The organism is Caballeronia sp. LZ016, assembly GCF_031450805.1.
GTDB lineage: Bacteria > Pseudomonadota > Gammaproteobacteria > Burkholderiales > Burkholderiaceae > Caballeronia.
Window position 1 is genome coordinate 101,810 of sequence record NZ_JARTVY010000002.1, and the last position, 22,504, is coordinate 124,313.

Below are 22,504 nucleotides of genomic sequence, written 5' to 3' on the forward strand. Positions count from 1 at the left end.
TCCGCGACGAACGCGCTGGAGCGGCCATTGGCGGCGGTCTGTGAGACGTGCTGGATGTCGACGATGCCGTCGATCGCATTCAGCCTGTCGAGCGCGGTTCGTTTCTCGCTGCTGGTCGTGTCCGGGCGAGCCTTGAAGCCCTTGGCAAACTGCGACGGTTTCATTCAGTGTCCTTTATGCGCATAAAGTCAGGGGAGCATGGCGACGATCTCGTCGGCACAGGCGCGAATCTCGGCAGCGGCGAGGCGCGCCCCGCGATCGCTCATTTGAAGCACCGTCTGGCCGAGGGCCATCGCCTGCTTGTAGCACTCCCGCGTGGGTATCTGCGTCTTCAACAGGGGAAAGCCAAGTTCTTCCAGCGCAACCTTGAGTTCGCGCGTCAGCATCCGCTTCTCTTCGGTCTTGTTCAGCAGGAAGACGGCGCGCAAGTCCTCGTTCATGACCTGTGCCTGCTGCACGAGCTTCACCAATCCCACGCTCGACCAATAGTCGGCCGGCGAAGACGACGTCGGTATGACCGCAATACTCGCAGCCAGAAGCACGACGCCCGAAACTTTCTCGGTGATGGAGGGTGGGCAATCCACGACGATGATGTCGTAGTCGTTGACGAACTTCTTGATTTCCCGATGAATCTGCCCGCCCGCTTCCGAGAGATTGACGACGGGGAACGGGATGCCGCTATTGTCTTCAGATGCGGCGCTGGACCAATGGATCAAGGTGTTTTGGCCATCCGCGTCAACCACGAGCACCCGCTTCTTCTTTTCATGAAAAGCAGCGCCGAGGTGCATGGCGATAGTGCTCTTGCCCACACCGCCCTTCTGCTGCGTGATCGCTATGATTTCCGCCGCCACAATTAACTCCGAAATTTGATCGCGTTTGAATTCTACATTGTGGTCAATGTTTTTCCAGCCGGATTCGTCAAACGTTGCAGCGGATAGCCATTCGGACAAGGTTTATGCGCATAAAGCAGCCAGCGCTGTTGGCGCGCGGGGCAACTTTATGCGCATAAAGCACTGCCGCGACCGTCGGGCAGCGATCGACCGATCAACATCGCCTATGCTTATCCGTGCCGCACATCGGAGAGCCGCCCATGACAGTTCGCAACCTCGACATCCTCTTTGCGCCTAAGTCCATTGCCGTTATCGGTGCGTCGCCGCGTGTGGGGACGATCGGCGAAATGGTTTGGGAGCGGGCCCGATGTGCCCGTTTCGAAGGCCCGATCTGGCCGGTGAATCCGCGGCACGAGTCGCTGAACGGCGTACGGGTGTACAAAGATGTTCAAGACTTGCCGGATGCGCCGTCAGTCGCTGTTCTATGCACGCGTCCGCAGACTTGGCCATCGCTTGTCGAAGCATTGGGGCGGCGAGGAACGAAAGCGGTGGTCATCGTCGGCGAGGCACGACCGCGCTCGGACAGCGTGCACCGCGCAGGGGGCATCGCGTCCGACGAGGCAAGCGAATGGACCACGCGAACACTGGCGGCTGCACGGCCTTTTCTTATCCGCGTCGTCGGGCCAGCGAGCATCGGTGTCGTGACGCCGTCGATGGGCGCATGCATCGGCGCGCCCGCCTGTACGGTCAAGCCGGGCGGTGTCGCGTGGGTTTCGGGCTCGAACGCGCTAACGAACGGCGTCCTCGGCTGGGCACTTGCGCGCGGCCTGGGTTTCTCTCGAATTGTCGCTCTCGGCGATGAAGCCGATGTCGACTCCGGCGATATGCTCGACTTCTTGGCGAGCGACCCATCGACGCGCGCAATTCTGCTCGCGATCGAGCACGTCAGCTCGGCGCGCAAATTCATGTCGGCGGCACGCGCCGCAGCACGAAACAAACCCGTTCTGGTGTTACGCACGGGTCGCGACGATCCGTTCGATCGCCTCTACAACGCCGCTTTCCGTCGCGCCGGACTTGTCCGCGTCGATTCGCTCGACGACCTGCTTGATGAAATCGAAACGCTCGGCGTCGGCAGGGTGGCAACGAGCGACACAGCGACCGTCATAACCAGCGACCGCGGTGTCGCCGCCTTGGCGATGGACGCGTTCGGCGGTGCGGGCGGTGACCTCGCGCCTTGGCCAGTTGCCGCTCGCGATGCGGTAACTGCCGCGCTGCCCCGAGCGCGAACCGGCAATCCGCTACTGCTCGGCGATGACGCATCGCCCGCCGACTTTGGCGTCGCGCTCGAAGCGCTCGCGCCGCATCGCGAAACCGGCACCGTGTTCGTCGTTCATGCGCCGACGCACAGCGCGCCCGTCGCCGATGTAGCGCGCACTTTAATTGCACAACGGCGGCACGCTTATCGTGGCCTGCTCGCGTGCTTCTTCGGCTGCGTCGATTCGGAAACGCGCGACGAACTGCACGCTAACGGCATCCCGGTGCACACGACGCCGCATCGCCTCGCGCGCGGCTTCGCCCGTCTCGTGGATTTCCGGCAAGGGCGCGAGCTGCTGATGCAGACGCCAGACGGCGTTCCCGCAGACGTCCCGAAAGACATCGACGACGCACAGCGCGAAGTCCGCGCCGGGTTGGCGAACGGCGTCGCGGAGTTATCTGGCGAACCGGCCGCCCGCATGTGCGCACGCTTCGGCTTCGTTGTGAAGCCGGGCGCGACCGATCCGACGCCGCCGGATGCCATCGATATCGAAACGCGGCTCATCAACCACCGTATATTCGGCCCGGCGTTCGAATTCCGGGCTGCCGGCGCGCTGGGACTGGCAGATTCGCTCCACGAGTTTGCGCTCCCGCCGCTCAATCCCGTGCTCGCCCGCGACCTGATCGCCACCTCGCCGCGCGCGCGTGAATTACCCGCCGAGCTTCTTCTCAACGCGCTGACTGCGCTATCGCAACTGGTCTGCTATCTCGAGGAGATCGTCGCGCTGAAGCTGACGTTTCGCGTGAAGCGCGATTCCGTAACCGTCCTTGAGCCGCAACTGACGCTCGGTTCGCATCGGAAGCCGCTCGCGATCGTGCCGTATCCGCGCGCGATGGAAGAGACGCTCGACTGGCGCGGCATGCGCCTGACGGTGCGGCCGATTCGACCGGAAGACGAAGACGCGCATCGTGCGTTCGTCGCCGCGAACACTGCCGAAGATCTGCGCCTGCGCTTCTTCGGCGCAGTGCGCAGCTTCGATCATTCGCAGCTCGCGCGAATGACGCAGATCGATTACGACCGCGAGATGGCGCTCATCGTGACGCGCAAGAAAGACGACGGCGCGCACGAGACGCTCGGCGTGGCGCGAGCGATTGCCGATCCCGACAATGAAACCGCCGAGTTCGCGCTGGCCGCGCGCTCGGACATGAAAGGGCAGGGCTTGGGGTGGTTGCTGCTATCGAGAATCATCGACTACGAGCGCAAGCGCGGTACGCGATGGATCATCGGCGAGGCGCTGCGCGAGAACGCGGGCATGATCGCGCTGGCGCAAAAAGCGGGATTCGAACTGATCAGGACCGAGGATCCGGGCGTCGTGGGTTTCAGGATGCGCCTTTGCGACGCGCCGGCGCATCCGCCCGAAACGATACGAGCTTAGGCTGCGAGCCTGGCGACCGCGTCGTCGACTTGCGCGCGCGTGAGCGACAACTCGCTCAGCAATGATTCGGCATACGAACTTCCCGTTTCACGTTCCAGCCGGGCGATGGTCAATGCGCAGCGCGCGGCGTCCTTCGGCGTCGCGATGAACGTTTTCACCGACTGCCCCGAAGTGAACGCTTCGAAAAGCGGTTCGCGGATTTCATCCGGCAGCGCGCGCGACGTCCACTGATACGGCTTGCCGTTGTAGATCAGTTGCGGCGGAAGTGTGCGCTCTTTCTTCGCAGCAGGAATGAGCCCGTAGGTGCGCGCCGCTTCGCCAATCTGCTCGGGCGAGAAAAGCTCGTCAGGGCTGATGTCGAACTGCGCGATATGCGTTTCGATGGACTGCATCGCGGCGGCACGGTCGTCACGCTTCTTCTGTGCGCGCGCGACGATATCGCGCAACTCGTCCGCTTCATCCGTTGTGATCGTGAAGCTCGCCTGCTTTTGCTGTAGTTCGGAAAAACGCTGAAATTCTGAATCGGAGAGAAGTTTCGCCATGAGTAATGCGCTGGATGAAGGTCAGCGGCCCGTCGATACGAAGGCCGCCTTTTTGAGAGGGCCGCCATTCTAACGCGCGATGCCGCCGCTCAGTCGCGCGTCATCGAGAGGGCGCGCGCGGCGTGGTGTAGAAGTGCGGTCACATCGTCGACGGAGGGCGCCACATATTCGTCGATGCGCCGCATATACGGACACGTCAGCGCCGCGATCGCCTGACCGGAGGGGCCGAGCAGCGGGAACGCTACGTCGGTGACGCCGAAAGTCTGCTGACTGTCCTTCTTCCAGTAGCCGAGTTCGCGGATGCGTCGATGCTCGGCGTCCAGCACGGCGTCGTCGACCGGGAGTTCGCCTTTGACTTTCGTGTGCTCGGCCAGCATGTGCGCGCGCTGTTCGTCCGTCTGAAACGCGAGCATGACGCGCCCCGATCCGGTGTCGATCAGGCCGACGCGCGAGCCGAGCCGAACGGAAATGCCCCACGTGCCCGGCCCGTCTACTTGAGCGATGACGAGGAGATTACCTCGATCGTAGACGGCCAGATGAACCGATTGCTCGGCGGCATCGGTGAAACGCTGCATCACAGGCAACGCTTCCGCAATGAGCCGGTGCGTCGGCGGATGCCGATGCGCAAGTGCATACAACTTCAGCCCCAGCGAGTAACGGTCGCCTTCCGGAGAGCGCACGACATATTGCCGCGCAACGAGGCGCTCGAGCATTCGATACATCTCGCTCGCATTGCGCCCCAGCATCTTCGTGATCTCAGCGCGCGTAAGCCCCGACTTTTGTTCCGACAGCAGTTCGAGAATGTCGAGCCCTTTGTCGAGCGCGGGCGCTCGATAGCGGTCAGCATCGAGGTCGGCTAGGTCCAGCGAAGATGGCGTGCGTCGATTCATGGGTCCCGGAGCGCTAAGGGAAATCACCGACGAGGCTGCCGGCCGCATTTCTTGACTTGGCGTTGTGCGAATATGAATAATACGTTCATTGGTGAATCGTCACATCGAGGGTTTTTCCTTGCTGCTGACGTCGAACTTGCCCGCCTGAAATTCCGCCAGCCGCGATCAGCGGCTCCGCCGCAGCCACCCGCATCGATTGATCGAGGTTTGCAGATGAGCGCAGAAACGCAGGATGTCGTCCTACGCCGACGCCCAATTGGACGCACGCCGCTAGAAGTAACGGCGTTGTCGCTCGGCACGGCGCCGCTCGGCGGTCTCTACCACGAGCTGACGGAAGAAGAAGCGCGCGACACCGTCGACGCCGCGTGGGGCGCGGGCATCCGTTTTTTCGATACCGCTCCGCACTACGGCCACACGAAGGCCGAGCATCGTCTGGGCGATGCGTTGCGGCGTTATCCGCGCGAAGACTTCGTGATCTCGACGAAGGTCGGCCGCCGCTTCGTCCCGAGAACGACGCCCGACGATGGCAGCGAAGGCTGGGCGAATCCGCTGCCCTTCCAGGCCATCTACGATTACACCTACGGCGGCATCCTGCGATCCTTCGAGGACAGCCAGCAGCGGCTCGGCATGATCGACATCGATATCGTGCTGATTCACGATATCGGTCGATACACGCACTGCGAAATGAACGCGCAGTACTGGCGGCAACTCACGGACGAAGGCGGCTTCCGCGCGCTCGATGAACTCAAGCAGTCGCGCGGGGTGAAAGCGGTCGGCCTCGGCGTGAACGAAAGCGCGGCGGTCATGGAAGCGATGGCCGAATACGAGATCGACTGCGCGCTGCTTGCCGGTCGCTACACGCTGCTCGAACAAAATCCGCTCGACGACCTATTGCCCCAATGCGAGAAGCGCGGTGTGAGCATCCTGCTCGGCGGCGCATTCAACTCCGGGATTCTGGCACGCGGTCTCGACACGAACGCGCATGGCGATCTCAAGTTCAACTACGGCGACGCACCGAAGGAAATTATCGAACGGGTAGGCAAGCTCGAACGCGTGTGTCGCGAGCATGGCGTCGCGCTATCGAGCGCCGCCCTCCAGTTTCCTTATGCGCACAAAGTTGTGGCGACGGTGCTCATGGGCGCGCGCAATCCCGGTGAAGTCCGTGAGAACGCTGCATCGTTCGGAGCGCCGATTCCTTCGTCGCTGTGGAAAGCGTTGCGGGCGGAAGGCTTGCTGCACCCGAACGCACCCGTGCCGGAGTGAACATGGCCCTGAGAATCGACGCGCATCAGCACTATTGGGACCCGGCGCGCGGCGACTACGGCTGGCTCACGCCGGCACTAGAGCCGTTATATCGGGTGTTCGGGCCGTCAGATCTCGAACCGCTCCGCGTGGCTTCGGGCATTGCGCGCACGGTGACGGTGCAAGCCGCGCCGACCGTCGAAGAAACGCGTTATCTGCTCGATATCGCGCGTGGCGACGATTCCATCGCGGGCGTCGTCGGCTGGATTCCGCTTGATTCTGTCGACGCCGTCGATTTCATCGACGAATTTTCGCGCGACCCGAAATTCAAAGGCGTCCGCCCGATGTTGCAGGACTTGCCCGACGACACGTGGATCGCCCACGCGCCGCGCGCCGAAGCGATCGAATGCCTCATCGAACGCGATCTCGCCTTCGATGCGCTGATCTTCGCGCGGCATGTCCCGTCGCTGATCGAGTTCGCGCGCCGTTACCCGGCGTTGCGCATCGTCATCGATCATGGGGCGAAGCCGCCGATTCGCGATGGCGTCGATGCGGCCTGGCAACCGTGGGCCGACGGCATCGCGCAGCTCGCCGCGTTGCCGCAGAAACCGTCCTGCAAGCTCTCGGGCCTCGCCACTGAAGCAGCCAAGGGCTGGACCGACGCGACGCTTCAACCCTTTATCGCGCATCTGCTCGCGCATTTCGGCCCCGAACGGCTGATGTGGGGTAGCGATTGGCCGGTGCTGAATCTCAACGGCGGATACACTGACTGGCACGCCGTCGCCACGCGACTCACCGCGCATCTCGATAAAACCGGCCAGGAGGCGATTTTCGGCGCAAACGCCCGCGCGTTCTACCGCCTTTGAAATCCCTCTATACCGGGCATGTCTCAAAATCAATTTCGACTGGAGCAGTGGATGGTACAAAGACTGGCAGGCAAGACCGCGTTGATCACGGCGGCGGCACAGGGCATCGGCCTCGCGACGGCGGAAATGTTCGCGGCGCAAGGCGCGCGCGTGATCGCAACGGACATCCGCATCGAATCGCTGGACGGCAAGCCTTTTGAAGTGCGCAAGCTCGATGTGCGCGACACCCAGGCCATCGACGATCTCGCGAAGGAAGTCGGCCCGGTCGACGTGCTGTTCAACTGCGCGGGCTATGTCCACGCCGGCTCGATTCTCGAAGCGAGCGAAGCCGACTGGGACTTCGCCTTCGACCTGAACGCGAAGGCGATGTACCGCACGATTCGCGCGTTCTTGCCGGCGATGCTGGAGAAGGGCGGCGGCTCGATCATCAACATGTCGTCGGCGGCGTCGAGCGTAAAGGGTGTCGCGAACCGCTTCGTGTACGGCGCGTCGAAGGCGGCGGTCATCGGACTCACGAAGTCGGTCGCGGCGGATTTCGTCACGCGCGGCATCCGCTGCAATGCAATCTGTCCGGGCACGGTCGAATCGCCGTCGCTCAAGGAGCGCATTGCGGAGCAGGCGCAGGCGCAAGGCGCGAGCGTCGATCAGGTGCAGGCCGCGTTCGTCGCGCGCCAGCCGATGGGCCGCGTCGGCCGCGCCGAGGAAATCGCCGCGCTCGCGCTGTACCTCGGTTCCGATGAGTCGTCGTTCACGACGGGTCAGATTCACATCATCGATGGCGGCTGGTCGAACTAACAGGCTCGCCGCGCATTCCTTTTCAACTTGCTGCAGAAATACGAGGATCAAACCAGATGAAGCTGCTTCGTTACGGCCCGAAGGGTCAGGAAAAGCCGGGTCTTCTCGACGCGGATGGGCAAATTCGTGACCTGTCGGCAGTCGTGGACGACATCGCCGGCGCGACGCTGACCGAAGCGGGCCTGGCGAAAGTGCGTGCCGCCGATCCGGCGTCGCTGCCGGTGGTCGAGGGCAATCCGCGCATCGGGCCGTGTGTCGGACGCGTCGGCAAATTCGTGTGCATCGGCCTGAACTATGCGGATCACGCCGCCGAATCCAACCTGCCGGTGCCGACCGAGCCGGTGATCTTCGGCAAGTGGACGAGCGCGATTTGCGGCCCGAACGACGACGTCGAAATTCCGCGCGAGTCGAAGAAGACCGACTGGGAAGTCGAACTGGGCGTCGTGATCGGCAAGGAAGCCAAGTACGTCGATGAAGCCAGCGCGCTCGATTACGTCGCGGGCTACTGCGTGATCAACGACGTCTCCGAGCGCGAGTGGCAGCTCGAGCACGGCACGCAGTGGGACAAGGGCAAGGGCTTCGACACGTTCGGCCCGATCGGTCCGTGGCTCGTCACGAAGGACGAAGTCGCCGATCCGCAGAAGCTCGATCTGTGGCTGGAAGTGGACGGCCATCGCTATCAGAACGGCAACACGAAGACGATGGTGTTCACCGTCGCGCAACTCGTCGCGTACCTGTCGAAAGTGATGAGCCTGCAGCCCGGCGACATCATCTCGACCGGCACGCCGCCGGGCGTCGGCATGGGCGTGAAGCCGAGCGCGGTGTATCTGAAAGCCGGCCAGACGATGCGCCTCGGCATAGAGGGCCTCGGCGAGCAGCAGCAGAAGACCGTAGCCGCGCAGTAAGCGTCAGGTGAACGAAAAGCCTCGCCACATGCCGTGGCGAGGCTTTCGCACGTATGGAGCGACGAAAAACGCGTCAGGCGTGATAAAACGCCTCGATCGCGCTGTCGCCGATGCGCGCGACCGTCCCTTGCGCGACCGCGACGAGCCGTTCGGCATTACCATCGGTGACGAAGACATCGCACTGACACGTCGCCTGCGTCATCCCCGCGTGGACGACGCGCGCGCGGGCCATCAGCGTGCCACTGACCGCCGGGCGCAGATGATTGATCTTGTATTCCCCCGTGACCACCTTCGGACCGAGCCGCAGCGCGCCCGCGAAGGTCAGCGCGTTGTCGACGAGATAGCTCACCACGCCGCCGTGTACGAAGCCGTGCTGCTGCCTCAGCTCGTCGCGGATCGGCAGACACAGCGTGAGGCTTGCTGAATCGACCTGCATCAGCTTGGTTCCGAGCAAGGCGCTGAACGGTTGCGCATTCAGCGCACCGCGGGCGATATCGACGATTTCGGCCATTCGGACACTCCTTGGTGGGTTCAGCGCCGTCCTGCAAAGACAATAGGCAGCGAACGCGTGCGGCGCAAGCACGTTCGGCGGAATTCGTGCAATGGTGCGTTTCGGTGCAATCCAGTCGCATAGACAGACTTTCGGGCGAACGATTCAAGCTTGCGGCGCCCGCTGCCGTAAACCCGCACTATCGCCGTGAGTTGAAACGGCTCAATTCGTTAGTCGGGTGAGAGTGATGTTGGGAAAGATCAAGGTGTCATCGGGTTTGCTCGCGGTATTGGTCGTGTTCTGCCTGTTCCAGCTCGTGACCGAAGGGCTCGGGTTCTGGTCGCTTTCGCGCACGCACGGCGATGTCGGCAGCCTGTCCGATATCGCGCTCAAGCAGGTCAACGCGGTCAACAAGACCACGCAGCATCTGATGGACGCGCGCATCAACCTGTCGCGCGCGGGAACGCGCATGGTGCGCGGCGGCACCGAGCCGGTCGAGATCGTGCAGCATGCGCGTGAAGAGATCGCGCTCGCCGACAAGTCGTTTTCCGCGTTCCTCGATGCGCCGAAGACCGGCGAAGAGAACGTCGCGCGCATGACCGCGTTAAAGGCGAAATACGCGGAGTACGCAAAGGCGCTCTCCGAGCTCGTGCAATATCTCGATTCCAATAATCTCCAGGCGTTCCTCGATCAGCCGACGCAAGGCTTCCAGGACCGCTATCTCGCCGAGCAGCAGAAGTTCGTCGATTTCGGCAATGCGTCGAGCAATGCGTATCTCGAATCGATTGATGCGCGCTACGCCTTGTTCCGCGCCGTGGGTTTCGCGATCGCCGTGGCCCTTCTGGCGGGCGTCGTCCTCGTCCATCTGACGTTGCGCCGTGGCGTGATCGCGCCGCTGGAGGAAGCGGGCCGTCACTTCGAACGCATCGCGCAAGGGCGTCTGGACGAGCGCATCGCGGAGCGCGGCACCAACGAAATCGGCCGTCTCTTCGCGGGTCTCGCCGCGATGCAGGCGAGCGTCGCCAGCACGGTGAAGACGGTGCGCGAAACGTCGGAGTCGATCAACTTCGGCGCGGATGAAATCGCGAGCGGCAACGCCGATTTGTCGGCGCGGACGGAGAATCAGGCGGCATCGCTGGAAGAAACTGCATCCAGCATGGAAGAACTCACGGCGACCGTGCGACAGAACGCCGATCACGCACGCGAAGCCAACGCGCTCGCCGGCGATGCGCTCGAAGCCACGTCGCGCGGCTCCAGCGTGGTCGACGACGTGGTCGAGAAAATGCGCGGGATCGCGCAGAGCTCCCACAAGATCGCGGAGATCATTTCGGTGATCGACGGCATCGCGTTCCAGACCAACATTCTCGCGCTGAACGCGGCCGTCGAAGCCGCACGCGCGGGCGAGCAAGGACGTGGCTTTGCGGTCGTCGCGGGTGAAGTGCGCGGACTGGCGCAACGCTCGGCGCAATCGGCAAAGGAAATCAAGGAATTGATCGGGGAATCGGTCGCGCAGGTCAGCGACGGCTCCGTGCTCGTGGAACGCGCCGGCGCGGCGATGCGTGACGTGTCCTCTTCGATTTCGCGCGTCACGCAGATGATGGCGGAAATCAGCGCGTCGTCGCTGGAGCAGAGCGTCGGCATCGAGCAGGTGAATCAGGCCGTCACGCAGATGGACGAGATGACGCAACAGAACGCGGCGCTCGTCGAGCAGGCCGCGGCTGCCGCCTCGTCATTGCACGAGCAGACGCGGCAACTCAAGGCGGCCGTTTCGGTGTTTCAGATCGCCTAGAGCGGCAACGATGCGTACGCCGTGGCCAGGTGGTACGGCGTGGTCGAAGGCATGTCCGCGCGGCTGATGTCACCGCCGGCCGCGCGGCATTCGACCCAGCCCCGCTCGTGCAAGAACCGCGCGCGAAAGCGCCCGATCTGCTCGCCGACCGGATCGCCGCGCGTGGCCAGCGCGCGCAGGTATTCGGTCTGCGCCCAGATTCGCTGGGTGCCGTCGATCACGGCGCCGGTTTCGTCCAGTGCGGCGCACACGCCGCCCGTTTCATCGTCGATGCCGTGCTTCTGCGCGAACAGGAACGCGCGTTCGAGCCGTTCGTCGAGCCCCGCCGATGCGAACGCCGCATGCCCGCTGCCGATCGCCAGAAAATACCATTCGAACTGATGCCCCGGCTCGAGCCGGTTGTTCGCAGCGCCGATCGGCAATTCGGCGATGCAGCCGGTCGGCTCGTGCACGAACGTATGCGCGATCCATTCCGCGAGCGTCGCGAGACGCGTGTCGTAGGCGGCGTCGCCGGTGGCCTCGCGCGCTGCGAGCCACGCTTCCGCAAGATGCATCAGCGGATTTTGCAGCGGTCCTTCAAGCGCCGCCGTGAAATCGTCGGATAACGCGGCGTTCAGAACCGCGCCAGGTTTCGCGAAGCGAGTTTCGACAAGATTCGACGTTTCGGCGAGCAGCGCCAGTGCATCGGCCGAACCGCTTTTCCGCGCGTAGTGCGCGCACGCGAAAACGACGAACGCGTGCGTGTACAAGTCTTTCTGTCGCTCGAGCGGTGCGCCGTTTGCATCGACGCTGTAGAACCAACCGCCGTGCCGCGTGTCCCGAAAGTAGTGCCGCAACGATTCGAACAGCGTCTTCGCGTGTTCGAGTTCGCCCGCATCGGCGAAAACGAACAGCTGACGCGCGCACGCCATCGCGCGATAACGCTTCGGCGGCAGCGGCGCGTGGTCGTCGGGCGCGACAGCTTCCAAGGGCAGCCGCAGCGCCGCGTTGAAGCCGGGGCCGCGCCATATCGGCAGCACGACGTTCGCGTAATGCGCGCGCAGCGCCGCGCCGGATTCCGGATTCGTCGATGGCGCCGCCGGTGCGGCATGCGTAGGTCGATCTTGCATACGACAACTCTGTGAGAATGTTCTGGAAAGCTACCAGTAGCCGCTGAAGCATAGCAAACGCCGCCCGGCGCGCATTCACTCACAACGACAGGAGGTGAAGAAGATGTTGAGCAACGTCGAACTCGTTTCGCGGCTCGTCATGGCCGCGGCGCTCGGCAGTGTGATCGGCTTCGAGCGCGAGCGTCTTTCCTGGGCGGCGGGACTGCGCACGCATATGCTCGTGTGCGTCGGATCGGCGCTCATCATGATGGTGTCCGCGTTCGGTTTCGCGGATGCGCTGAAAGGCGATCACGTCGTTCTCGATCCGTCGCGCGTGGCGGCGCAGGTCGTGTCGGGCATAGGCTTTCTGGGCGCGGGATCCATTCTGCTGCGCGGCGAAATCGTGCGGGGCCTGACGACCGCCGCGAGTCTCTGGTCCGTCGCGGCGATCGGGCTTGCGGTCGGCGGCGGTCTGTACACGGCGTCGATCGCGGCGACGGCGATCATCCTCGTCATTCTCGCGGGACTGAAGCCGCTGGAACGCCGCTTCATCGCCGTCAGGCAGCGCCGGCAACTCACGATGCTGGTCGATCGCGGCTCGCTTTCGTTCCACGGCCTGCACGAAGCGCTCGGTCCGGGCAGCGTGCGCGTCAAGCAATTCGTCGTGCAGCAAAGCGAGGACACGCCCGAACTCGACGAAGTGCAGGTCGAGCTTTCGCGCGTGTCGTCGCAGGAATACCGGGCCATCTGCGAGCGCCTGCGGCAACTGCCGGTCGTGCGTGAGTTTCGCGAGGAAGACGCGAATTGAGCGGCGGCGCGGCGATCTCTTGCCAAAGCCCGCTGGATAAGGCCCGCAGCCGTGCGACAATGCGGCCTCTCGAAAAATATCGCCAGACCGCATGACTGCCGCGCGTCTTTAGTGCCGCCGCAGCTTTTCGACCTATGCCAGATCCCGCTGTACCTCGAAAGCCCGATGTCGACGCGTCGTCGGCTAAAGCCCGGCGACGCGCCGAGGCAGACGCCGATGCGCAGAAGAAAATCGCTCGCGCCGCGCGGCCGGCGCAACGCCTCGGCGAGCCGAGCGATGCCCCGCGCTACGGCGAGACGCTCGACCTCTTTGCCGAGGACGCCGAACGCGCCACGCTTCAGGCGATGAACACGGATATCCGTCAGGGCACGTTCGAGGGTTTCGAGTTGCCTGAAGTGTTCTTGGCTGCGGTGGAGTCGTCGGCGAAGCGGCGCGTGGCGCGGCCCGTGGCAGTCGCGCGCGAGGCGGACGACGCGCCCGGGCAGGGCGACCTGATCGCGGACGCGCTCACACCTGCGTCGTCGACGCGAAGCAAAGCCGCGGTCACACGGCGCGCGAGCGTGGCCTGGATCGCCGCGTCCGAGCCGGCCGGCTGGCTGTCACCTTCGCGCCTGAGCGACGAAGCCGATCCGTTTCGTGCAAGCGCTTTTTCACATTCCGTCGATGCGCTGCGCACGGTGATCGACGGGCAGCGCGCGACGGCCGCAGCGCACGCGCGCCACACGAAGACGATGCTGACCCTAACGCTTTGCGCCATGCTTACGACGCTTGCAGCGGGCATCGCGCAGACCGTCGTGTTGCTGCGTGCCGGCCACGAGGCGTCCGCCTTCCCGTCCAATACCGATCCGCACGCAACGCCCGCTCGCGAGCACTGAGCGCGCCCCGTCGATGCCGTCGAACAGGTCGTTTCGACCGACGATGTAGAAAAACTACCACATTTCTCGGCAGGAAATGTTGCATTGCACTAGAAATCCGGAGGGGGTATCCCTATAATCATCGCTAAGGGAAAACCCTCAATCACCAACCGGAGTCAGACATGAGCTACCTCTTCGCCCTGCTGCAAAAATTTGCTTCGATCTTCGAATCGCCGCACCTGCCGATGGACTCGGATTACTCGTATCAAGCGCGTTTCCGCGAAGCAGAGCGTCAGCGCAAGGCACGCGGCACCGCATTCGGCTTCCGTCTGTAATGCGTCGTTGAGGGCGGCGCGGGTCATACCAAGTTAGCAAAATCCGACGGCAAGACGTCGACTATCCCGCCCGCCAGCTTCTGCTGGATTTGTAGTTTTTCTAGCACCATCCTTCGTCGTTATTCGACGAACCCCGCCCTGCGCTCCGCAGCGCGTCAGACTTCCGCTTCTCCCGTCCCGGTGCCCCGTCACCCGACGCGGTATTCTTTCGTCTCTCCCACTCCGACGCATCGAGCGCCCCTATGACCGGCGACGTCCATTTCTACGACCCCAACGAAGGCCACCGCCTCCCGCACGACCCGTTCAAGGCGATCGTCGCGCCACGCGTCATCGGCTGGATATCGAGCCGTGACGCCGACGGCAGCGTGAATCTCGCGCCGTACAGCTTCTTCGGCGCGTTCGCGACCTTTCCGTACGTCATCGGATTTTCGAGCGAAGGTCGCAAGGACAGCATCAGCAACATCGAGGCAACCGGCGAATTCGTCTGGAACATGTCCACGCGCCCGCTCGCCGAGCGCATGAACCGCACGTCGGCGCCGGTCGCGCGCGGCGTCGACGAGTTCGAACTCGCGGGCCTGACGAAAGCGCCGGGGCGCAAGGTCGGCGTCCCGCACGTCGCCGAATCGCCGGCGGCGCTCGAATGCCGGCTGCTGCAAGTCGTCCGCCTGCACGATCTGGACGGCCAGCCGATGAACAACTGGCTCGCGCTCGGGCAGGTCGTCGGTGTGCATATTCGCAGCGAATTCCTGAAAGACGGTCTCTTCGATACCGCCGCCGCCCGGCCGGTCATGCGCGCGGGCTATCGCGCCGACTATGCGGAGATCGGCGAAATGTTCCAAATGCTGCGCCCGGGCGCCTGAGTATCGGAAAACGCGCCGGGACTTGTCCCGGTGCGACACGCCGCAAACTTCCCGCCTTTTCTCCCTCCTTCCGGCAAACCCTTGTCCCGCAAGGGTCCGGCCGTCGCGCGCGCCGCTCCGCGTTATTCCCTTGTCGTATTTCTTCATGTAGCTGTCGCAAATAGTCGGCTCCGAGCACTTTTTTCTGGCAACTATGTATGCACAGCGCGGACGGCGTCCGCCACGCTTCATGGAGACTTCAATGAATTCCCCCAAGGTGGTAGTCGAAGGGCTGTGCAAGGTGTTCGGCAATAGCCCCAAACAGGCGATCGACATGCTGGCCGGCGGCGCGACGAAGGAAGAAGTCTTCGCGCGCACCGGGCAGATCGTCGGCGTTCACAACGTCTCGTTCGATGTCCAGGAAGGCGAGATTTTCGTGCTGATGGGCCTGTCCGGCTCGGGCAAGTCGACGCTGATCCGGCTCATTAACCGGCTCGTCGATCCGACCGCCGGCAAGGTGCTGATCGACGGACGCGATGTCGCCGCCGTGCCGCGCTCTGAACTGACCGCGCTGCGCCGCAAGGACATGAGCATGGTGTTCCAGTCGTTCGCGCTGATGCCGCAACGCACCGTGCTTTCGAACGCCGCGTTCGGGCTCGAAGTCGCCGGCGTCGGACGCAAGGAACGCGAGAAGCGTGCGATGACCGTGCTCGAACAGGTCGGTCTCGCGCCGTTCGCGCAGAAGCTGCCCTCGCAATTGTCGGGCGGCATGCAGCAGCGCGTCGGACTGGCGCGGGCGCTTGCCGTCAATCCCTCGCTGATGATCATGGACGAAGCGTTCTCCGCGCTCGATCCGCTCAAGCGCAAGGAAATGCAAAACGTGCTGCTCGATCTGCAACGCGAGCAGCGCCGCACGATTCTCTTCGTCTCGCACGATCTCGAAGAAGCGATGCGCATCGGCACGCGCATCGCGATCATGGAAGGCGGGCGCGTCGTGCAGATCGGCACGCCGCAGGAAATCATCACGAATCCGGCGGACGACTACGTGCAGGCCTTCTTCGACGGCATCGACACGAGCCGCTATCTCACGGCCGGCGATCTCATGCAGACCGACGCCGTCCCGCTCATGAAGCACTCCCCGCAGATCGACGCATCGAGCGTCGCGGCGACGCTCAACGGCAGCGCCGACTACGCGTTCGTGCTCGACGCCCAGCGCCGCATTCGCGGTTTCGTCGGCCGCGATGCGAACGGCAACGTCGCGCCGCACATCAATCACATCGAATGCATCGAGCGCAGCATGACGCTCGACGACGTCGTGAACCGTGTCGTTGCGAGCCGGGCGCCGCTGCCCGTCGTCGATGCGGACGGTTCGTATTGCGGTTCGGTCAACAAGACGAACGTGCTGCAGGTTCTAACGCGCCATCGAGGTTCCCATGTCTGAAATCATTCCGCTCGGTAGCTGGGTCGATCAGGGCGTCCACTATCTGCTCGACCACGACGCGAAAACGTTCGATTCCATCGGCAAGGTCATCGAGAGTTTCGCCGCGGTCATCGAACATGTCTTGCAGGCCGTTCCGATGTGGGCGCTCATGGCGTTCTTCGTCGGCATCGGCTTGTGGCGGGTCGGCTGGCGCTTCGCGGCGTTCACGCTGTTGTCGCTCCTGCTGATCTATGCGACCGGCTTCTACGACCAGATGGTCATTACGCTGGGTCTTACGCTATCCTCAACGTTTATCAGCCTGCTGGTCGGCATCCCGCTCGGCATCTGGACCGCGAAGAGCAAGGTTGTCGAGATGATCGTGCGTCCCGTGCTCGACCTGATGCAGACGATGCCCGCCTTCGTCTACCTCATTCCCGCCGCGATGCTGTTCGGTCTTGGCCGCGTGCCGGGCATTCTCTCGACCGTGATCTTCGCGATGCCGCCCGCGGTGCGCCTCACGTCGCTCGGCATCAAGCACGTGAATCGCGAGATCGTGGAAGCGGGTCAGGCGTTCGGCTGCACGCCTTGGCAGTTGCTCTACAAGGTGCAGATTCCGAACGCGCTGCCGTCGATCATGACGGGCGTGAACCAGACGATCATGATGGCGCTGTCGATGGTCATCATCGCGTCGATGGTCGGTGCAGGCGGTCTCGGCAACGACGTGCTCGCGAGCATTCAGCGGCTCGATATCGGTCTCGGCTTCGAGAGCGGCTTGTCCGTGGTGCTGCTGGCGATCATCCTGGATCGCATCACGGAGAGCTTCGGCCGTTCGCCCGGCATGGCGCGCGCTCCGCTGTTCTCGGGCCTGCGCAACGTGATGCGCGTGCGCCGCGCGCCGGCCGCGCAACAGGGTTGATGCGGTCATGAAGCGCGATGCGATCGTCCCGGCCGCGCAACAGGGTTGATGCGGTCATGAAGCGCGATGCGATCGTCCCGGCCGCTTCCGAATCGCCGCTTGCGAATCTCGCGCACTTCGGCTTCCTGACGCTGCCGAACTTCTCGATGATCGCATTCACGAGCGCGGTCGAAGTGCTGCGCATGGCCAACTACGTGGGCCGCGCGCAGCACTACACGTGGTCGGTCATCACGCCGGACGGCGAGCCGGCGCGAGCGAGCAACGGCATCACCGTCAAGCCGGCGGCCACGCTCGATGAAACCGGCATGCCCGATGTGCTGATCGTCTGCGCGGGCTGGCACGTCGCCGATTATGTCGACGATACGGTCATCAGCCTGCTGCAGCGCGTGCATGACGCGGGCGTTCCGCTCGGCGGCATCTGCACCGGTCCTTATGCGTTGCTCGCGGCCAAGCTGCTGGATGGTTATCGTTGCACCGTGCATTGGGAAGACATGTCGCCGCTCAACAAGCGCTTCCCGCACGTCCGTTTCGCAGATGAACTTTTCGTGATCGATCGCGATCGCGTAACGTGCACGGGCGGCACCGCGCCGCTCGACCTGATGCTCAACCTCGTCGGCTTGCGGCTCGGTCAGTCGGTTGCTGCTCAGGTATCCGAACAATTCATCGTCGAGCGCATACGCGGTTCGAGCGACTACCAGCACATCCCCGTCGATGCGCGCGTCGGTTTCTCCCGCGCCGAGCTGGTCGAGGTCGTTCGGCTGATGGAAGCGAACATCGAAGAACCGCTATCGCTCGATGAACTCGCGCGGCTCGTGCATCTGTCGCAACGGCACTTGCAGCGCATGTTCAAGATGTTCCTCAATGTGTCGCCGACGCACTACTACCTGACGCTGCGCCTGCGACGCGCCCGCGATCTGTTGCGCAACACCGACGCATCGATTGCGCGCGTAACGAGCATCTGCGGATTCCATTCGCCTTGCCACTTCAGCAAGGCGTATCGCGCGCAATACGGCCATGCGCCGAGCATGGAGCGGCGTCTTTCCGCGTGACGCCTGGCATCCCGTTCAACGCTACGTTCGATAGTCCGTCTTCCCGCCTTCGATCATGCGCAGCGCGGCCTGCCATTGCAGCGCGGTCACGCCTTCGATTTCATCGCTCCGATATTGCGCGGCGGTGATCTCGCAGACCCTGGCCGACGGCATGTTCAGTTCGACGCCGCCCGCGAGCGCCCGCAACTGGATCTCACATGCGCGCTCCAGAAAGTACATCTCCTGAAAGGCGGTCGGAACGGAGTTGCCGCACGCGAGCAGGCCGTGATTGCGCAGGATCATCGCGTTGTGCGGCCCGAGATCGTTGACGAGACGGTCGCGCTCCGCGAGATCGAGCGCGATGCCCTCGTAGTCGTGATACGCGATATGCCCGTAGTACTTGAGCGCGTGCTGGCTGATCGGCAGCAGGCCGTGCTTTTGCGCCGACACCGCCGCGCCGGCGGGCGTATGCGTATGCACGACGCACACCACATCGGGCCGCGCCATGTGTATGGCCGAGTGGATCGTGAAGCCGGCAGGATTGACGAGATATCGCTCGGGATGCGCGGCGTCCGCATTCACCGGCCGGCCTTCACTGTCGATGCGTACGAGATCCGACGCGCGCATTTCATCGAAGAGCACGCCGTATCGGTTGATGAGGAAGTGATGCTCCGGTCCCGGCACGCGCGCGCTGATATGCGTGAAGATCATGTCGGTCCAGCGGAAATGCGCAATCACGCGATACAGCGCCGCCAGATCGCAACGCAACGCCCATTCTTCCTGCGAATAACCGTGAGTCTCCATGCCGCTTCTCCTGGGTTTGAGGGCCGCGGAGCATTTCGATCGATGCGCTAGATCGCCTGCGCGCGGCCGGGGAAAGTCTCGTCGTAGTCCATTGCGTGATGCGTCGTTTCCTCAGCGTCCTGTGCGCCGCGCTGCTCGCGATACATCATCGGCGGAAGGCCGAATTGCTTGCGGAACTCGCGGCCGAGATGCGATGCATCCGAGAAGCCGCAACTCGACGCGATATCGGCCACGGTCTTGTCTGAACTCGTCAGCAGCCACGCGGCCGTGCGCAGCCGCACCTGCTTCGCGTATGCCTGCGGCGCCTTGCCGGTCTCCGCCTTGAAGAGGCGCTCGAGCTGGCGCGTGGACATGTCGAGCTTGTGCGCGAGCTCGTCGAGCGTCAGCGTGCGGCCGACATGCTGTTCCATCAGCAGAATGGCGCGTTTGACCTTCGGATGCGTCGCGGGCGCGAGGCCCGGCGGATGCGGTTGCGGCGCGTTGCCCTTCTGCATGTCGTCGACGAGCAGGATGCGCAGCGCCTTCTGCACGGTCGCGGTCTCGAAGTGACGCAGCAGGATGGCGGCGGCGACGTCGATGGACGCGCGTCCGCCCGAACAGGTGATGCGCCTTCTGTCGATGACGAAAAGCCGGTCCGCGACCAGCATCTGTTCGTCCGCATGCGGAAAGCGTTCGACGAAGTCCCAATAGTGGAACCAGCTCACGCATACGCGATGGCCGTCGAGCACGCCCGCGCGCATCAGCGTGAACACGCCGGTACACATGCCGACGATCGTCGCTTCCGCTGCGGCGGCGCGGCGGATGAACTGCAGCGTGGCTTCGCTCGCGGATGGCCCCGAGTGCAGCAGGCCGCCGACGACGACGACGTAGTCGAACCGCTCGGCGCTATCGAACGTTTCCCACGGCGTGATCTGAATGCCGCAGCTTGCGCGCACGGGCGCGAGCGTTTCGCCGATCACGCTCCACGAGCAGCGCACAGGACGGCTGAAATCGCCTTCGTCGGCGGAGAGACGCAGGAGGTCGACGAAACCGGAGAACGCAGTCAGCGTGAAGTTCGGCAACAGCACGATGCCAAAGCGAATACGTGATTTCGACTGGCCGTCGATGGAGAGCGGCGGGAGGACTTCAGCGGGGTTCATGCGCGTGACGTGCGGCGGCTGGACGTTATGCAGCGAGCATAACACCGGGCGCGCGCCGTGCACGCATGATCGGAAACGGGAAAGCGCCACGCAGGACGCGTGGCGCGGGGGATATCAGCCGCCGAGAACCGCGAAGGCCCACGCGAAGACGCCGCCGATCAGCGCGCCGGTGGAGCGGCCGAGAAGACTGGCGATGGTGTAGTCCCCCCAGCGTTGCTCGACTTCGGCCTTCAATATGCCGAAGTAGCGCAGGACGGGATCGACGGAGCAGGCGAACATGAGCGCGGCCCAGAGCGGCGCATAGCGCGTGAGGATGCGATCCGGAGAGAGCAGGCCTACTGCCTGAAGCGCGCCGACGATACCAGCGCCGATCACGAACGCGAGAACCCAGGATTTGAAGAACTGATCGGGAAGGGCGTGACTTTCCATTGCTGTGAACCGGTGAACGAGGAAGATCGAAGAAGAGAGGCTTGGGAGCCATGTTCTGGCGGCCTCCGGGACCTAGGGAATATACCGAGGCACGCCTTTCCAGCCTTTCAGAGCAATCTCAAAAACATCCGGATTTGCAACGAAACCGCGCAGAAACGTGTTGCGAGCGAAGTGCCGTGTTACGGGCCGACTTTCGTCGGAACGTCGCGAAGCATCGGAAATCCGTCACGTTCGGCGCGCGCCGAAAAGCGCTGACGCCGCCATCCCATTTCGATGCCGTTTTTGTTCTATCTGCCGCAATTGCGGTTTGGTGCAATGTGCCCATGCCGTGAACGGGTCATCGCCCGGCCACGCAACCGAACCGCCAACCCTGAGGGCACGCCATGAATGTCAGCGTTTTCGATCTGTTCAAGATCGGCATCGGTCCTTCCAGTTCGCATACGGTCGGCCCGATGATCGCGGCATGCCGCTTCGCATCGCATATCGAAGACGCGAACCTGCTGGGCTTCGTCACGCGTGTGCGGGCCGAGTTGTTCGGCTCGCTCGGCGCGACCGGCAAGGGCCACGGCACGGACAAGGCCGTGCTGCTCGGCCTCGAGGGCAATCTGCCCGATCTGATCGATCCGGACGTGATCGCGCCCCGCCTGAAAGAGATTCGCGAAACGCGGCGCCTGATGCTGCTCGGCAAGCACGCCGTCGCGTTCGAGGAGCGCGAGCACATCGGCTTTTATCGCAAGCTGATGCCGGGCGCGGCGGGCACCAGCATCGTGCATCCGAACGGCATGCGCTTCCAGGCGTTCGACGAACATGGCCAGTTGCTCGTCGAGAAGGAGTATTACTCGATCGGCGGCGGCTTCGTGGTGAACCGCGAAGGCGATCGCGTGAACGGCGTGCGCGCCGGCGGCAACGTGCCCTATCCGTTTCGCACCGGCGACGACATCATGCGTATCTGCCGGGAGACAGGTCTGTCTATCGCCGATATCGCGATGAAGAACGAGTGCGCGAATCGCAGCGAAACCGAAGTGCGCGAAGGGATGCTGGCGGTGTGGCGCGTGATGGCCGCATGCGTCGAGCGCGGCTGCAAGGAACGCGGCGAACTGCCCGGCCCGATGCACGTAAAGCGCCGCGCCGCCGATCTGTGCGCGCAGCTTCGTTCGCGCTCCGAAGAATCGCTGCGCGATCCGCTTTCGATGCTCGACTGGGTCAATCTTTACGCGATGGCCGTCAACGAAGAGAACGCATCGGGCGGGCGGGTCGTGACTGCGCCGACCAATGGCGCGGCCGGCGTGATTCCCGCCGTGCTGCACTACTACGTCAAGTTCATGCACGGCGCAAACGATGAGGGCATCGTGCGCTTTCTGCTGACGGCCGCGGCCATCGGCATCATCTACAAGGAGACGGCGTCCATTTCCGGTGCGGAAGTGGGCTGCCAGGGCGAAGTGGGCGTCGCGTGCTCGATGGCCGCCGCCGCGCTCGCGGCCGTGATGGGCGGCACGCCCACGCAAGTCGAAAACGCCGCTGAAATCGGCATGGAACACAACCTCGGCATGACGTGCGATCCCGTCGGCGGCCTCGTGCAGATTCCGTGCATCGAGCGCAACGCAATGGGCGCGATCAAGGCGATCAACGCCGCGCGCATGGCGATGAAGGGCGACGGCACGCATTACGTGTCGCTCGATTCGGTCATCAAGACGATGCGCGAAACCGGCGCCGACATGAAGACGAAATACAAGGAGACGTCGCGCGGCGGGCTGGCCGTGAACGTCATCGAGTGCTGAAACACCGCTACGAAACAAGGGAAACAC

General features: G+C 63.7%; 22 protein-coding genes and 1 pseudogene. 14 read left to right on the top strand and 9 right to left on the bottom strand.

What is annotated here, in order from left to right:
* Positions 1-58 precede the first annotated feature (58 nt).
* A pseudogene (locus P9220_RS27065) lies at positions 59-164 on the bottom strand (chromosome partitioning protein ParB); the annotation flags it as partial.
* Between the two features lie 24 nt (positions 165-188).
* Positions 189-851: a ParA family partition ATPase gene (gene parA, locus P9220_RS14000; protein WP_309766748.1), complete on the bottom strand. Its 663-nt coding sequence runs from the start codon at positions 849-851 to the stop codon at positions 189-191.
* A 239-nt stretch (positions 852-1,090) separates the two neighbouring features.
* Between parA and P9220_RS14005 the strand changes: the two genes are divergently transcribed.
* Complete coding sequence (locus P9220_RS14005) at positions 1,091-3,520, top strand: GNAT family N-acetyltransferase (RefSeq protein ID WP_309765597.1); 2,430 nt, start codon at positions 1,091-1,093, stop codon at positions 3,518-3,520.
* On the opposite strand, the gene P9220_RS14010 is transcribed toward P9220_RS14005, so the two are convergent.
* Positions 3,517-4,062, bottom strand: a complete 546-nt coding sequence (locus P9220_RS14010; protein WP_309765598.1) for a hypothetical protein — start codon at positions 4,060-4,062, stop codon at positions 3,517-3,519. The two genes, P9220_RS14005 and P9220_RS14010, sit on opposite strands and share 4 nt — an antisense overlap.
* Positions 4,063-4,151: 89 nt before the next feature.
* A complete protein-coding gene (locus tag P9220_RS14015) occupies positions 4,152-4,952 on the bottom strand; it encodes an IclR family transcriptional regulator (protein ID WP_309765599.1) in 801 nt (266 codons plus the stop codon).
* A gap of 213 nt (positions 4,953-5,165) precedes the next feature.
* On the opposite strand from P9220_RS14015, the gene P9220_RS14020 reads away from it, so the two are divergent.
* From P9220_RS14020 to P9220_RS14035, 4 genes are read left to right on the top strand one after another with little or no spacing between them, the layout of a single operon-like run.
* Positions 5,166-6,215 (top strand): aldo/keto reductase, encoded by a 1,050-nt coding sequence (locus tag P9220_RS14020; protein ID WP_309765600.1) that lies wholly within the window; start codon positions 5,166-5,168, stop codon positions 6,213-6,215.
* Positions 6,216-6,223: 8 nt separating this feature from the next.
* Positions 6,224-7,060 carry an amidohydrolase family protein gene (locus tag P9220_RS14025; RefSeq protein WP_309766750.1) on the top strand — a complete coding sequence of 279 codons (837 nt, stop codon included), beginning with the start codon at positions 6,224-6,226 and terminating at the stop codon, positions 7,058-7,060.
* A gap of 51 nt (positions 7,061-7,111) precedes the next feature.
* The gene (locus P9220_RS14030) at positions 7,112-7,855 is read left to right on the top strand and encodes an SDR family oxidoreductase (protein WP_309765601.1); all 744 of its coding nucleotides are present in this window, start codon (positions 7,112-7,114) and stop codon (positions 7,853-7,855) included.
* A 56-nt stretch (positions 7,856-7,911) separates the two neighbouring features.
* Complete coding sequence (locus P9220_RS14035) at positions 7,912-8,760, top strand: ureidoglycolate lyase (RefSeq protein ID WP_309765602.1); 849 nt, start codon at positions 7,912-7,914, stop codon at positions 8,758-8,760.
* A 73-nt stretch (positions 8,761-8,833) separates the two neighbouring features.
* On the opposite strand, the gene P9220_RS14040 is transcribed toward P9220_RS14035, so the two are convergent.
* Positions 8,834-9,271 carry a PaaI family thioesterase gene (locus P9220_RS14040; RefSeq protein ID WP_309765603.1) on the bottom strand — a complete coding sequence of 146 codons (438 nt, stop codon included), beginning with the start codon at positions 9,269-9,271 and terminating at the stop codon, positions 8,834-8,836.
* A 226-nt stretch (positions 9,272-9,497) separates the two neighbouring features.
* Between P9220_RS14040 and P9220_RS14045 the strand changes: the two genes are divergently transcribed.
* On the top strand, positions 9,498-11,039 hold the full coding sequence (locus P9220_RS14045) for a methyl-accepting chemotaxis protein (protein WP_309765604.1): 1,542 nt from the start codon (positions 9,498-9,500) through the stop codon (positions 11,037-11,039).
* On the opposite strand, the gene P9220_RS14050 is transcribed toward P9220_RS14045, so the two are convergent.
* Positions 11,036-12,148 (bottom strand): AGE family epimerase/isomerase, encoded by a 1,113-nt coding sequence (locus tag P9220_RS14050; RefSeq protein WP_309765605.1) that lies wholly within the window; start codon positions 12,146-12,148, stop codon positions 11,036-11,038. The two genes, P9220_RS14045 and P9220_RS14050, sit on opposite strands and share 4 nt — an antisense overlap.
* A 103-nt stretch (positions 12,149-12,251) precedes the next feature.
* On the opposite strand from P9220_RS14050, the gene P9220_RS14055 reads away from it, so the two are divergent.
* From P9220_RS14055 to P9220_RS14085, 7 genes are all read left to right on the top strand, one after another.
* The gene (locus P9220_RS14055) at positions 12,252-12,935 is read left to right on the top strand and encodes an MgtC/SapB family protein (RefSeq protein WP_309765606.1); all 684 of its coding nucleotides are present in this window, start codon (positions 12,252-12,254) and stop codon (positions 12,933-12,935) included.
* A gap of 134 nt (positions 12,936-13,069) precedes the next feature.
* Entirely contained in the window at positions 13,070-13,810 is a 741-nt protein-coding gene (locus tag P9220_RS14060; protein WP_309765607.1) for a hypothetical protein, read from the top strand.
* A gap of 161 nt (positions 13,811-13,971) precedes the next feature.
* The gene (locus P9220_RS14065; RefSeq protein WP_309765608.1) at positions 13,972-14,124 is read left to right on the top strand and encodes a hypothetical protein; all 153 of its coding nucleotides are present in this window, start codon (positions 13,972-13,974) and stop codon (positions 14,122-14,124) included.
* A 242-nt stretch (positions 14,125-14,366) separates the two neighbouring features.
* Positions 14,367-14,984, top strand: coding sequence for a flavin reductase family protein (locus P9220_RS14070; protein ID WP_309765609.1), 618 nt, complete (start codon positions 14,367-14,369; stop codon positions 14,982-14,984).
* Positions 14,985-15,225: 241 nt separating this feature from the next.
* The gene (locus P9220_RS14075; RefSeq protein WP_309765610.1) at positions 15,226-16,404 is read left to right on the top strand and encodes a glycine betaine/L-proline ABC transporter ATP-binding protein; all 1,179 of its coding nucleotides are present in this window, start codon (positions 15,226-15,228) and stop codon (positions 16,402-16,404) included.
* On the top strand, positions 16,397-17,299 hold the full coding sequence (gene choW, locus P9220_RS14080; RefSeq protein WP_309765611.1) for a choline ABC transporter permease subunit: 903 nt from the start codon (positions 16,397-16,399) through the stop codon (positions 17,297-17,299). Before P9220_RS14075 ends, choW begins: the two co-directional genes overlap by 8 nt.
* A 56-nt stretch (positions 17,300-17,355) precedes the next feature.
* The gene (locus P9220_RS14085) at positions 17,356-18,348 is read left to right on the top strand and encodes a GlxA family transcriptional regulator (protein ID WP_309765612.1); all 993 of its coding nucleotides are present in this window, start codon (positions 17,356-17,358) and stop codon (positions 18,346-18,348) included.
* A 21-nt stretch (positions 18,349-18,369) separates the two neighbouring features.
* Here P9220_RS14085 and P9220_RS14090 read toward each other — a convergent pair whose 3' ends face one another.
* The 3 genes from P9220_RS14090 to P9220_RS14100 form a co-directional block, all read right to left on the bottom strand.
* Complete coding sequence (locus tag P9220_RS14090) at positions 18,370-19,131, bottom strand: class II aldolase/adducin family protein (protein ID WP_309765613.1); 762 nt, start codon at positions 19,129-19,131, stop codon at positions 18,370-18,372.
* Between the two features lie 47 nt (positions 19,132-19,178).
* Complete coding sequence (locus P9220_RS14095; RefSeq protein WP_309765614.1) at positions 19,179-20,270, bottom strand: GlxA family transcriptional regulator; 1,092 nt, start codon at positions 20,268-20,270, stop codon at positions 19,179-19,181.
* A 114-nt stretch (positions 20,271-20,384) separates the two neighbouring features.
* Positions 20,385-20,699, bottom strand: coding sequence for a hypothetical protein (locus P9220_RS14100; protein WP_309765615.1), 315 nt, complete (start codon positions 20,697-20,699; stop codon positions 20,385-20,387).
* Between the two features lie 383 nt (positions 20,700-21,082).
* On the opposite strand from P9220_RS14100, the gene P9220_RS14105 reads away from it, so the two are divergent.
* Complete coding sequence (locus tag P9220_RS14105) at positions 21,083-22,477, top strand: L-serine ammonia-lyase (protein WP_309765616.1); 1,395 nt, start codon at positions 21,083-21,085, stop codon at positions 22,475-22,477.
* Positions 22,478-22,504: the final 27 nt, after the last annotated feature.